This is a genomic window from Paenarthrobacter sp. NPDC057355 (genome assembly GCF_042667405.1).
Classification (GTDB): Bacteria; Actinomycetota; Actinomycetes; order Actinomycetales; family Micrococcaceae; genus Arthrobacter.
Map to the genome: position 1 here is coordinate 54,943 of NZ_JBHVAL010000007.1, position 12,125 is coordinate 67,067.

Annotated in this window: 13 protein-coding genes; 5 read left to right on the top strand and 8 right to left on the bottom strand. The window is 62.9% G+C overall.

Going from position 1 to position 12,125, the window contains the following annotated elements; all coding sequences use genetic code 11:
- Positions 1 to 146 precede the first annotated feature (146 nt).
- Positions 147 to 1,529 carry an HNH endonuclease gene (locus ACFUOZ_RS10200; protein WP_377547828.1) on the top strand — a complete coding sequence of 461 codons (1,383 nt, stop codon included), beginning with the start codon at positions 147 to 149 and terminating at the stop codon, positions 1,527 to 1,529.
- Positions 1,530 to 1,648: 119 nt separating this feature from the next.
- Here the strand turns inward: ACFUOZ_RS10200 and ACFUOZ_RS10205 are convergent, their stop codons facing one another.
- A complete protein-coding gene (locus ACFUOZ_RS10205; RefSeq protein ID WP_377547535.1) occupies positions 1,649 to 1,984 on the bottom strand; it encodes a hypothetical protein in 336 nt (111 codons plus the stop codon).
- Positions 1,985 to 2,182: 198 nt separating this feature from the next.
- Between ACFUOZ_RS10205 and ACFUOZ_RS10210 the strand changes: the two genes are divergently transcribed.
- Complete coding sequence (locus tag ACFUOZ_RS10210) at positions 2,183 to 2,575, top strand: hypothetical protein (RefSeq protein WP_377547537.1); 393 nt, start codon at positions 2,183 to 2,185, stop codon at positions 2,573 to 2,575.
- Positions 2,576 to 2,585: 10 nt separating this feature from the next.
- On the opposite strand, the gene ACFUOZ_RS10215 is transcribed toward ACFUOZ_RS10210, so the two are convergent.
- The 4 genes from ACFUOZ_RS10215 to ACFUOZ_RS10230 form a co-directional block, all read right to left on the bottom strand.
- The gene (locus ACFUOZ_RS10215; RefSeq protein ID WP_377547540.1) at positions 2,586 to 4,940 is read right to left on the bottom strand and encodes a glycoside hydrolase family 65 protein; all 2,355 of its coding nucleotides are present in this window, start codon (positions 4,938 to 4,940) and stop codon (positions 2,586 to 2,588) included.
- 30 nt (positions 4,941 to 4,970) lie between these two features.
- A complete protein-coding gene (locus ACFUOZ_RS10220) occupies positions 4,971 to 5,702 on the bottom strand; it encodes an HAD family hydrolase (RefSeq protein WP_377547542.1) in 732 nt (243 codons plus the stop codon).
- Between the two features lie 8 nt (positions 5,703 to 5,710).
- Positions 5,711 to 6,727 carry a LacI family DNA-binding transcriptional regulator gene (locus ACFUOZ_RS10225; RefSeq protein ID WP_377547544.1) on the bottom strand — a complete coding sequence of 339 codons (1,017 nt, stop codon included), beginning with the start codon at positions 6,725 to 6,727 and terminating at the stop codon, positions 5,711 to 5,713.
- 185 nt (positions 6,728 to 6,912) lie between these two features.
- On the bottom strand, positions 6,913 to 7,530 hold the full coding sequence (locus ACFUOZ_RS10230; protein WP_377547547.1) for an alpha/beta hydrolase: 618 nt from the start codon (positions 7,528 to 7,530) through the stop codon (positions 6,913 to 6,915).
- A gap of 26 nt (positions 7,531 to 7,556) precedes the next feature.
- Between ACFUOZ_RS10230 and ACFUOZ_RS10235 the strand changes: the two genes are divergently transcribed.
- Positions 7,557 to 8,006, top strand: coding sequence for a helix-turn-helix transcriptional regulator (locus ACFUOZ_RS10235; RefSeq protein ID WP_377547549.1), 450 nt, complete (start codon positions 7,557 to 7,559; stop codon positions 8,004 to 8,006).
- A 10-nt stretch (positions 8,007 to 8,016) separates the two neighbouring features.
- Complete coding sequence (locus ACFUOZ_RS10240; protein WP_026267320.1) at positions 8,017 to 8,418, top strand: VOC family protein; 402 nt, start codon at positions 8,017 to 8,019, stop codon at positions 8,416 to 8,418.
- A gap of 70 nt (positions 8,419 to 8,488) precedes the next feature.
- Here the strand turns inward: ACFUOZ_RS10240 and ACFUOZ_RS10245 are convergent, their stop codons facing one another.
- The 3 genes from ACFUOZ_RS10245 to ACFUOZ_RS10255 form a co-directional block, all read right to left on the bottom strand.
- Complete coding sequence (locus ACFUOZ_RS10245; RefSeq protein WP_377547553.1) at positions 8,489 to 9,622, bottom strand: glutamate--cysteine ligase; 1,134 nt, start codon at positions 9,620 to 9,622, stop codon at positions 8,489 to 8,491.
- Between the two features lie 38 nt (positions 9,623 to 9,660).
- Entirely contained in the window at positions 9,661 to 10,116 is a 456-nt protein-coding gene (locus tag ACFUOZ_RS10250) for a hypothetical protein (protein WP_377547556.1), read from the bottom strand.
- A gap of 215 nt (positions 10,117 to 10,331) precedes the next feature.
- Positions 10,332 to 11,105 (bottom strand): ANTAR domain-containing protein, encoded by a 774-nt coding sequence (locus ACFUOZ_RS10255; RefSeq protein ID WP_377547558.1) that lies wholly within the window; start codon positions 11,103 to 11,105, stop codon positions 10,332 to 10,334.
- 277 nt (positions 11,106 to 11,382) lie between these two features.
- Between ACFUOZ_RS10255 and ACFUOZ_RS10260 the strand changes: the two genes are divergently transcribed.
- Positions 11,383 to 11,715, top strand: a complete 333-nt coding sequence (locus ACFUOZ_RS10260; RefSeq protein WP_377547561.1) for a hypothetical protein — start codon at positions 11,383 to 11,385, stop codon at positions 11,713 to 11,715.
- The last annotated feature ends 410 nt before the right edge of the window (positions 11,716 to 12,125 follow it).

A 12,125-nucleotide genomic window follows, 5' to 3' on the forward strand; every position in this document is an offset into this window, starting at 1 on the left:
AAGGCCTTCGGTTTCTCCGGCTTCGGTCTGCGGCCCGAGGTGTGGTTGGTTGCCGTGCTGGCCGGGCGGTAGCGGGGTTTTCCACATAGGGCCGGTTGGGCCTTATGGCGCCTGTTGCCGGCTGGAAGAGTCGGGGCATGGAGCAGATGGTCATGAAGCAGATACACGTCGGGGAGGCGAAAGGAACTGCCGCGCCCTTGTCTGGCATAGCTGATTGCATCGTTGCCATCGGCTCGTTTCCCTTGAGCGCCGATACCGGGGAGCTGATAGCTCAACTTCGAGAGTTGGAGGCTTTAAAGTCTGCTATCTGTGGGTTGCAGGCCAGGGTTGCTGTTGCTTTTGATACGGCCCAGCGCGCCTGTGAGGCCGCGCTGGGTGTTCCCGTGGCGGAGCAGGGCCGGGGCGTTGGGGCTGAGGTGGCGTTGGCGCGGCGGGAGTCCCCGAACCGCGGAGCCCGGCTGTTCGGATTGGCCAAGGCGTTGGTGGCGGAGATGCCGCACACCATGGCTGCCCTGGAGTCGGGTCAGTTGAGTGAGTGGCGGGCCACGTTGCTGGCGCGCGAGACAGCGTGCCTTTCGGTGGAGGACCGTGCCGGCGTAGATGCCGAACTGGCAGCTGACACCGGGACGTTTGAGGGAGCCGGGGATAAGGTCATTGTCGCCGCCGCGAGGGCTGCCGCGTACCGTAGGGATCCGCGGACAGTCGCCCAACGCGCGGGCCGGGCCGTTGCCGACCGGACGGTGAGCCTGCGGCCTGCCCCCGACACCATGACCGTCCTGACCGCGCTGCTTCCGGTGGCCCAAGGCGTGGCGGTTTTTGCGGCCTTGTCCAAGGCTGCGGACACGGCCCGGGCGCGGCCCGGTGCCGTGGAACGTTCCCGTGGCCAGGTCATGGCCGACACCCTGGTTGAACGCCTCACGGGCAAGCCCGGCGGGATCAACGGGGTTGAGATTCAGCTCGTCATGACCGACCGTACGCTGTTCCAGGGCGACAGTGAACCGGCCCGGCTCCAGGGCTATGGCATCGTCCCGGCCCAGTGGGCAAGGGAACTGACGAACCCCGTCCAGGCCACCTCAGGAGGAGAAAAGCCCGCCGTGGACTCTGAGTACAGTCTGTGGCTGCGCCGGCTCTACACCGCCCCGGCCACGGGGGACCTGATCAGCACCGACTCCAAAGCCAGACTCTTCCCACCGAGGCTCAGACGCTTCATCGAAACCCGCGACCACACCTGCCGGACCCCTTACTGCGACGCGCCCATCCGCCACACCGATCACATCATCCCTTGGCACCAGGGCGGGCCCACCACCCTGGAAAACGGCGCCGGGCTTTGCGAAGCCTGCAACCACAGCAAAGAAAACCCCGGCTGGACCACCACTCCCGGCCAACCCACCACCGGAACCCGCCACACCCTCACACTCCAAACCCCCACCGGGCACGACTACCAATCCACAGCCCCACCCCTACCGGGATATGCACGAACTCCGGGTTTCGACGGCGAAGGGCTTCCATTTCCGGCTGCGGCGATCTAGACACGCCCAGTCTCCGCCACAGCTCCAAGGCAGGGACGGCTCAAACCGAACGCCGCCGTCTCGCGCGCGCCAAAGTATCTCCTGTAGACGATTCGGCGCCTGACAGGTAGGACCGACCGCTACGGCGCGCAGGCGTCCTTGAGTGCCTTAACGGATTCGGCCGGCACGTCGTCTCCTGCCTCCGCGATCTGGTTCAACGGCGTCGTAATCTCCGCAGGGACACCGGCAGAACTGGCGGCCGAGACCAGTCCGGCGAGCAGTTGCTTGTCTTGAACGCTGACCACGCCGTCCTGGACCGCAGCGCAAACCTGCTTGGTTACTTCGTCGGCGGCGGCAGTGGCCACCTTTGAGGCGGCATCACTGGCTGCGTTCGTAGCCGCTTCCTCCACCGCTCCACATCCAACGAGCAGCAGCAGCAGAGGAACGGCAGTAAGGGCAGCGAGGCGACGGGTCATGAGTCAAGACTAGCAATCCGGCAGTGAGCAGCCGTTGCCCACAACGGGCTGCTTGCCTCCAATTAGCTCATTTACCGGACCTTCGGTCATCCGGGAGTCAGCTGCCCGCCGTAATGATTGACATGACATAACTCACATTCAGTAAGCTACATTTAAGTCAGGCAGCCGGCTACCTTCGCTTCGAACAGGGAGGTCCTGATGGCCCCCAATCCCCTCAAAGCCAACATTCTGCAAACCCACGGTGCAGCGGCTTCCGCGGCTTCTATGGCTCGACGAAGAGCAGCAGCAACCCCGCACGGAACCCACAGCGCAGCCAACAAACCCGACGCCCTGCTGGGGGCGATAGCGGTCAGGCAACTGTTTCACCGCTGGCCTTTGGTGCCTTCCCGCGAACTCGAGCGGATCCGTCACGTGCTCCTCCATTGCGACCAGCTGGGCTCCCCTGACACCCACCACCTGTCCGAGCCGGCCCAAGCGCTCCTGGAACTGATCAACAGCGAATTGGACCGGCGTCGAACCAAGGAAGACCGCATGCCTACGCCGGGCAAGGATGCGCCGGCGACGGACGCCTCCCGCCAGGGGGCCGCGTAGCCCCTGGCGGCTACCGAATGATCGGAAGTCCCGCCGTCGGGAAGACGCTGGGGAAGATCGACGGCGGCGGAACCGGAACATCGTCCAGCGACACCGTAACGGTCTCGGCACCGACGGTGACGTCATGGTCCCGCACCTTCACCTGCAGCGGCTGGTCAGTGTAACCGGGACCGTCCACAAGGGTAAGCGCGATGGACCCCTGTGCCAGGTCCACGGCGAGCAAGCGCCCCTGGACCTTGAGCCTGAAGGACAGCCCTTCCCACTCAGCGGGCAGTCGAGGATCAAAGCGCAGCACCTCGCCCTGGTCCCGCATGCCGGCGAAACCGCAGACCAGGGAGCTCCAGATACCGCCGGTGGAAGCAATGTGGACGCCATCTATGGTGTTGCCGTGCGAGTTGTCGAGGTCAATGAACAATGCCTCGGTGAAGTGCTTCAGTGCGACGTCGCCGTACCCAACTTCGGCTGCCATGATTCCCTGGACGCACGCGGAAAGAGTGGAGTCGCCGGTGGTGATGGGATCGTAGAAGTCGAACGCGCGCTGCTTCTCCTCGGAGCTGAAATCCTGCCACTGAAGGAACATGGCCAGCACCGTGTCGGCCTGCTTGAGGACCTGGTGCCGGTAGATCACCAACGGGTGGAAGTTCAACAACAGCGGGTACTTCGACTTTGGCGTGTTCCAGTCCCAGGGCTCCAACGTCATGAAGTCGTTGTCCTGGCTGAACACCTGAAGATGCGGATCGTAGGGCAGCGACATCCTTTCGGCGGCCTGCCTCCAGACCATGCGCTCGGTTTCGGCGATGCCCTCATGCTCCAGTGCGGCCGCGGCCCGGAGGTTAAAGCGCGCCATGACGTTGGTGTAGAGGTTGTCGTTGACCACCGCCGTGTACTCGTCCGGCCCGGTGACGCCATGGATGTGGAACATGCCGTCCTTGCCGAAGAAGCCCAGCGAAGCCCACATGCGCGCCGTCTCGATTAAAAGGTCTGCACCCAGCTCCGCGCTGAACGTCTCATCGCCGCTTGCCCACTGGTAGCGGTTGGCAGCAAAGGCGATGGCCGCTGCGATGTGGAACTGGGCCGTTCCCGCCGCGTAGTAGGCGCTGGCTTCCAGGCCGTTGATGGTGCGCCACGGGAACAGGGCACCGTCCACGCTCAGCTCCTTGGCGCGGACGCGGGCATCCGGCAGCATCGCATGCCGTGATTCGAGGACCTTCCTGGCACCGCACGGGTTGGTGTATGTCAGGTAAGGCAGGAGGTAGACCTCCTGGTCCCAGAAATAGTGGCCTTCGTAGCCGGAACCACTAACCCCCTTGGCCGGGATACCAGCCACGCCGGCACGGGCAGTAGCCTGCGCCAACTGGAACAAGCCCCAACGCACGGCTTGCTGCATCTCCGGCTGGCCGCCGATGGAGACATCCGCCGTGGTCCAGTATTCGTCGTAGTGCGCTTTGCTCTGGGCAAGGACCTCGGAGAACGGCACGAGGTTGGCTTCGGCGTCCGCCGCCAGGCTCTCGCCTCGGTCTTCCGCGTCAGAAGAGCCGGCCACAACGTAACTGACCGACTTCTCGAGACGGAAAGTGTCGCCGTCGTGGATGGCCAAAACGTAACGGACGGATGATTCGTCCTCCGCCACCAGCGTTTCGAAGGGCTGGCCCTCCGCGGAAATCCAGTGGTCCACAGCCATGGCTACGCGCTGGCGGGACTCGGAGGTCTCCCAGGCAAGGCGCAGCGAACCATCGGCGCCGTGCAGGTGCAGTGGCAGCAGTACACGGCCTGCGTGCCGGCCCGAGCGTCGGGGATCGTGGACCGAATGGTCCTCAACAGGCTGGTCCTGACGGTTCACGACGCCGGAGGTGATGTCTGCGGACACGTCACGGTCCGCGGACAGTGACAGTTCCAGGCCAAGACATCCACGGGAATCGAACCCGACGGCGCGGCGCTCCAAGGTGGTGACCGTAGCGCCGGACCGGCAGGACCACACAATGCGCTCCTCATACACGCCTGTGGAGAAGTCCACGCTGCGCTGGTAGTCCAGAACCGTGGACTCGGCCAGGCTCAGGGCTTCACCGTCGATGGAAACCGTGAAGTTGTTGGCATCCGGAACGTACACAATCCGCTGCCCCGTCCGGGCAAAGCCGTACGCATTCTCGGCGTGCTTGATGTCCCAGATCTCATGGAAACCATTGATGAACGTGCCGGGAAGTTCCCCGTCTCCGGCCGTGGAATGCGAACCACGGATGCCAAGATGGCCGTTGCCAAGCGCAAACAGCGTTTCCAAAGTTCCCTCGTCACCGGGAACGTGAATGTTTTCCACAAGCTTCCAGGGCTCGCAGGGGAAACGCAGCCGATCGGAGCTGATGAGTGCCATGGGCAGTTGAAATCCTTCGAAAAAGTAGGGTCAGAGAAGTTCGTAAAGGTCATCGACCACGAGCGTGGCGCCTGCGTCCAGCAGAGTTTGCCGTCCTGCACCACGGTCCACGCCGATCACGGCATGAAACGGAGCTCCCGCGCCGGCCTGCACCCCGGACACAGCATCTTCCACCACGATGCATTCCTCCACAGGCAGCCCCAGGAGACCTGCTGCGTACACATACGTTGCCGGGTCCGGTTTGCCGGGAAGTCCGACGGCGGCGGCCACCTGGCCGTCGACGACCACCTCGAAGTGGTGGTCAAGTCCCGCAGCCTTCAACACAGCCGGAGCATTCCGCGAGGAGGAAACCACGGCCACTTTGAGTCCCCGTTCCAGGGCCGCGTTGATGAATTTGACGGATCCCTCGTACGGCTCGACGCCACGGGTGTCCACGATCTCGTTGAAGATGGCGTTCTTGCGGTTGCCCAAGCCTTGGACTGTCTCGTTCGTGGGCGCGTCGTCGGTTGGACCTTCGGGCAGGGTAATGCCGCGGGAGGCCAGGAAGTCCCGGACACCATCGAAGCGCGGTTTGCCGTCGATGTGGTCGAAGTAGTCGCTTTCCTGGTAGCCCTCCTTGTGTCCGATTCCATCCAGGTAACCGTCGAACAGTTCCTGCCAGGCATGCTCGTGCACCACTGCAGTGGGCGTCAGCACGCCGTCGAGGTCGAACAAAAGGGCTGAGGCGCCTGTCCAGGCATTACGAAGATCAGTCATGTGCATGGTTCCGTTCAGCGCTTGTGGCGCGTGGTTTTGCGTTCGATGAGCTTGGTGTCGAGCAAGTGGTGGGAGGGTTGATGGGGGGTTTCGTTATTCAGGAGTCGTTCACACAGCAGGTTCGCTGCGAAGGCGCCTTGGTCAGCCACCGGTTGCGCCACGGTGCTGAGGCCGAGGAACCCGCTCATGGGGTGGTCGTCAATACCGATCACGGACACATTCTTCGGCACGGACAAACCGTATTCGCGGAGCGCGGTCATGGCGCCGAATGCAGCTTCGTCGCAATGGGCGAACACCGCGGTGGGTCGCGCGCCTCGGGTGATGAGCTCAGCCATCGCGCGTCGCCCGTCGTCGATGCTGGGATCACAGGAGACCACAAGGTCCGGATGGACGGTGAGGTGGTGTTCATCCAGCGCGCGCCGGAAGCCGCGGAATCTGGGGACGTCGGTCAGAACGGGTTCAGCACTCGAGAGAACCGCCAGATCCCAATGGCCCAGGTCCAGCAGGTGTTGGGTTGCCTGCCAGGCCGCATGTTCGTCATCGATACCTACATTGTCCCACGGAACATTTCGCAAGCCTACGCTGGCTACCGCAAGTCCGCAGGCTTCCAACGCTTCCATCTCTTCGGGGGTGGCGTCAATATTGAGCAACAGCAGCCCATCCACCCTTTGGGCAAGGTTTTCAAGGTTCCCGAAAAACTGCCTGCGGACACTGGCTTTGTTCCGGAGGCTGATCAGGACAGTGTCGTAGCCGCTGTCACCCAAAACTTCCTCCGCGGCCTCCACGGATTGTGCGAAGAACCACGACGTGGCGGTGGGGGCGACGATGGCTACGGACCCTGTACTTCCACCGGCCAATCTGGAGGCAGCGGCTGAGGCTTTGTAACCGAGCTTGCTTGCGGCTTCGGCCACCCTCGCCTGGGCCTTATCGGAAACGTTGGGGAGCTTCCTGAGCGCACGCGACACCGTGCAAATAGACAATCCCGAGAGGACGGCTACGTCCTGGATGGTCGCCCTGTCAGTCCTAACCATGCAACACGGCCTCAACCCTTTCCATTCCCGCCTGACGCCTTGGCGCATGTCCCGGAGCGGGACAACAGCCAAAAGTGTAAGCGCTTACAATTTTGTCATTCAATAGAGTGCGGTTGAATGCGAGAATGTGACGCGAATCTCACCACGGGTTTGATCGCGGGGCGGGAATGCCTTCTAATCCTCGGCTAACCGAGCACGTAGAACTTGAGGAACGCACTGACATCGACCAGTTCGGCCGGCTCGATCCTGTGTCCCATCCCGGGGTAGGTCCGCGCCGTCAGTGCCGTGTTGGCGTTCAACCATTCCTCTGTGTAGGCGATTGCGTCCTCGTTGATGACGGGATCCGCTTTGTCCCTACCCCAGAAGAAGGGCGGCGGGGTGTCGAACGATTCACTCAGCGACAGGAGGTCGTTGTCCAGGACGAACCCGGACAGTCCCACAGTCGCTTTGAAGGACTCCGGCCGTAAACGCAGAAGGGTGCTGGCCATGGCCATGCCCTGCGAATACCCCAGCAAGCTGACGCTGCTGTGGTTGTCCTTCACTGAGTTGATCCAGTTGAACACTGCATTGGTCGAAGCGATCACATCCGCGAAGTCGTTGGTGAGGAAGTAGTCCAACAGGAACCAGCCATAGTCATCACCAATGACCTTGGGTCCACGCAGCGCCGCACACGAGAACTCCGCGGGCAGGTGATCAAACAGCTTGACCATGCGCTGCTCACTGGTGCCGTATCCGTGAAGCATCACCAGCAGAGGGGTGCCTTTGCGCTGGTTTTCGGGCTTTGACCAGACCACTGAATCCATGGGCACGAGCCTAGTAGACTGACGCCATGACTCCGCAGGAATTGGCCAACCTGGCCCATCTGCGGCGCGCCCGCGATTTCATAGACCGCGAGTACGCGCGTCCCTTGGATGTGCCCACCTTGGCCGCCGGCGCCCTCATGTCCCCGGCGCATTTCTCCCGCCAGTTCAAGGCCGCCTATGGGGAATCACCCTACAACTACCTGATGACGCGGCGGATCGAGCGGGCCATGGCCCTCCTGCGCGCAGGAACCAGCGTGACCGACGCCTGCATGGAGGTCGGCTGTACGTCCCTGGGTTCCTTCAGCAGCCGCTTCACCGAAATCGTGGGAATCACACCCAGCGAGTACCGATCCCGCGAGCACCAGGCGGTCAAGGCCATGCCGAACTGCATCGCCAAACAGCACACGCGCCCGGACAGAAAAGGCAGCAACAACCTGAGCAGGATCGAAGAAGCGCCCACGTCACAGCTGCAATAGCGTGTGGTTCATGAACATTTCATTGAAGTACGCACACGTTACCGTCAACGACGTCGATGAGTCGCTCGCCTTCTATCGCGACGCCCTTGGCCTGGAGGTCCGCAACGACGTCGGCTCCGACGGCCAGCGCTGGGTGACCCTGGGCAGCGACGCCCAGCCGGACCTCGAACTCGTTCTCTCCCCGCCGCATGCAGGCCGCTCCCAGGCCGACGGCGACGCCATCCAGGAACTCCTCACCAAGGGCGTCATGCCCATGCTCGTCTTCAGCACGGACGACCTCGACGCCACTTTCGAGAAGCTCCGCGCATCCGGCGCCGAGGTCCTCCAGGAGCCCATCGACCAGCCATGGGGACCGCGCGACTGCGCGTTCCGCGACCCCTCCGGCAACATGATCCGCATCAATCAGGGCTGACTGCCCCGGCCCCGGACATAAGGTTCGACGACGGCGCCGCACCGGTACGCCGTCGTCGAACCTCTCGATGTCAGAAGGTCAGCAAGCCGGCGTCGGAAAGTTCACCGTCCTGGTGCGTGGACGCGATGGCTGCGGTCACGACGTCGGAGAGGCGCTTGCGGCGCGCATAGGCCTGGCGCTGCAGCCGCTCGCCGGAACCGCGGCGGAGAATGTTGGCCACTCCCGCCCGGGCGACAGTCAGGTCTCCGGTCCTGGTCAAGGCCGTCCTGATGTGGCGCAACAAGGCGCCGGCAACCTCCGGGGCGGCGACAGGGGTCTGCTCCAGCGGGTGCAGGAGTTCGCGGTTGATGCCGAAACGGCTGGCTTTCCAGTTGGCCATGCGGATCACGTGGGTCATGGCGTTCGACGGCGGTTCGCCGCGCCGCCATTCAGCCGCCGAAGTCTCCACCAGCGCTCGCGCGATGACGGCCAGGGTGAGTGCATCCTCGGCGTAAAGGCACACGTCCGCGATCCTGAGTTCAACGGTGGGATGGCCCCGGGACAAGCGGGCATCGAAATAGATCATTCCCTCATCCATGGGCACACCGGTGCCCAGCAGCGCATTCAACACGTTCCGGTATCCGTCGGCGGAGCCGAAGACGTCCATCGGACCTGCCGTGGGCCAGCGGTTCCAGATCTGCGTGCGGTAGCTCGCAAAGCCGGTGTCTGCACCCATCCAGAAGGGCGAATTGGCGCTCAATGCCAGCAGGACGGGCAGCCAGTGACGCATTCTGTCCAGGACCGCGACACCTTCCTCAGGCGACTCAATGGATACATGGACGTGGAAGCCGCAGGTGAGCTGTTCGCGTGAAATCAGGCCGAATTCCGCGCCCATGGCCGTGTAGCGCTGATTTCCCGCAGTGGGTGTCGCGTGAAAAACCGGCGGGGTGGCCAGGGCCGCCACCCTGGCACCCAGCGTCCTTGCTGCCTTGTCGGACAAGGATCGGCCGGCACGGATCTCAGCCCTGAGTTCGGCCGCCGTGCGGCACGGGCGGGAGTTGACTTCGATTTGCTCCTGCTTGAATTCGGACTTCAGCGAGGCGGCCTCGTCCATGGCATCCACGCCCTGACCAGCCACATCCAGGATGTCGGCCGCGAGGGCCAACGGTGTGCCGTCCGAAGGATCGGCGATCAGCAGTTCCTCTTCCACTCCAAACGTACGCACAGCCACCCCTCCCACCATGGACTATTCAGAAGCGGCGGCTATCCAACGTGGCGTGGAACCTCCATTTGGAAACCGCAGCGGCAGTGCAGCACCTGGGTCTGCAGGTACACCTCAAGGAGGTTCGGGCTTTCCGGGTCTTCGGTGCTCCGGGGAGCCTCGATCACCCGTTCCGCGGGCCGGCCAAGTGTCATCGGATCGCCGCAATGGGTGCAGCTGAACCACAGGCCTGCCGCGGCGGTGGAAAGGAATTCCTGTTGGATTTCCGGAACCAGCGTCGCCAGGCGGACGGGGTGGGCGTAGAACGTATCGCATTCACTGCAGGTGTAGCTGACGTCGACTACTTCCGATTGGTGTGGTTCTGCTTCCACCACCGTCTCCACGAAAATGTAGGAATCTGTTGCACATACCGTGCACCAAGGCCGCGCTTCCGTCACAGCGGGCGCAGTAGTGGACTCTTGGGAAGGTTTAGGGACAGGAAGGGATCCAAGCGTCATTGCTGTTCTCCTTTGCTACAACCAGGAGCGGACATGCGTTGAAGCTGCGGGCCGGTCGATAGTGACCGCGGCCGGAGTGCAGTTTTTGGGCCATCCGGGATGGCACCACGTCATGAGGCTCCAAAGGCTATCTGCTTAACCCACCTAAAATGTAGTTCACCAGTGGCGTGGGTCACAAGTCACAGGATGGCCACGGGCCCGCGGCCACCGCCCGGTCAGGGCTCAAAATGCGCGACGGGCGATTCCTTTGCCACGTTCTTGACCAGCCCCTCGGCAACGTCACGCAGCTTCTGGTTCCGGGTACTGGAAGCCTTCTTGAGGATCTGGAACGCTTCGTCCTGGGTGCAGCGGTTTTGCCCCATGATGATGCCGCAGGCAAGGTCGATGACGGTCCGCGACTGCATCGCGTCCTTGAGATCGTCCGCGTGCTGCTGCTTCACGCCGATCCTGACTGCCAGGCGAAGCGAGCGTTCCGCCTGGCTGGCGTAGAGTTCGCAGTCCTTGATGGTGGATTCGCTGAAGGCTCCGGCCTGCGGAGCAAAGAAGTTCAGGGCGGCCGTGGCACCTTCATCCAGCTCCAGGGGAACGCAGAGGGCTGAAAGATGACCGCGGTCCGCGATGACTTTGCAGTATTCCGGCCAACGCTCCTCTGCGGCGGTATCAGGCACATGCACGGTGGTGTGCGACCGCATTGCCTCCAAGCAGGGACCATCCCCGTAAGCCTGCTGGACTTCGTCGATCAGCCTGGCTTCATGAGTACTGCCTGCCACCGTGGCCGTTCGCCTTCGCCGGCTCAAGGTGATGCCGCAATGCACGTTCATGCCGACAGCCGCAGACACCGCCGCAGCCGAAAATACAGCGAGGTCTCCGAGGAATCCACCGACATCCTCGCTGTCAATTACAAGGTCCTGAAGCCGTTCAGGTACCGAAACATCGTCGGGCGCCGATGCGGCATCAGGCAGCGCCAATTCAACGTTCATTTCGTCCATGCCTTAGTTTACGATCGGGGGGAAGCTCCCCGTCACCCCTTCAGGGAATGACACCAGAATCCTTGCATATGCCGTGCACCTATGTGCACAATCTAGCTACGGTCCCGCATTCCCAGGACAGGCTTTACAGCTCATGCAGACGGGCGACCCGCATTTTTTGATGCCGAGGTACAGACCCATGCCGGCCCAGCCAGCGTCCAGAGTTCCGGACGAAGCTCACCAACCGCCTGACGAGCCCCTGTGGTGCACCCGGTGCAATACGGACAAGCATCTCCTGGTGAATTCGATCCAATCCCACTATCCACCGGCGCCCAACATGGTGGATGTGGCGTATGAATGCCATGCCTGCAGGTACTCCTACCAGCAGATCGCCTCGGTGCAACGAGTGGCTGCGGTACTCAACCGGCCCGGCATCACCCAAGGCGTACTTCAGTTCGGCGGTCAGTACCTTCACTGCGGCGAACCCATGAAGACCAGAAGTTGCGAACTTCGGAGGATACAGACGCCTTTGGTGTTGAAGCCAGGGGGCCAGCTGCGTATGTACGAGGTTCTCATCAACACACGCATCCTTGGATGCCATTGCGGCTTCCGGATGGAAATTCCTGATTGACCGCAACGAAGCGGCCACGGAAAAGCAGCAGTAATTCTGGAGCTACCGAAAGGGATAGCATGCACGCCGAATCACACAAGAGGGAGTCATCGAGCAAGGCGCGGGGCCTTGGCCAGCATGGACAGTCCGGTCGGCACAAGCTGCCCGATCCGCCGGATCCGGACAACCTGCCCATCGACTACAGGAGCTCCGGATGGGACTCCAGCCGGTACCCTTCCAGCGCCCCGGAAAGCCTTCGGCCAGCGCACTTGCCCCGGAGGACGAGCGCTTGATGGAGAGCGGCTTTCCAGACCCGGCTCAACCAGCCCCACCCCGGGAGCCTGGACCGACGCCCGAGCCCGTTCCTTTGCCCGAACCTGGCCCACCGCCGGTTCCGGAGCCCACCCCTGACCCGGAGGTCCCACCGCCCG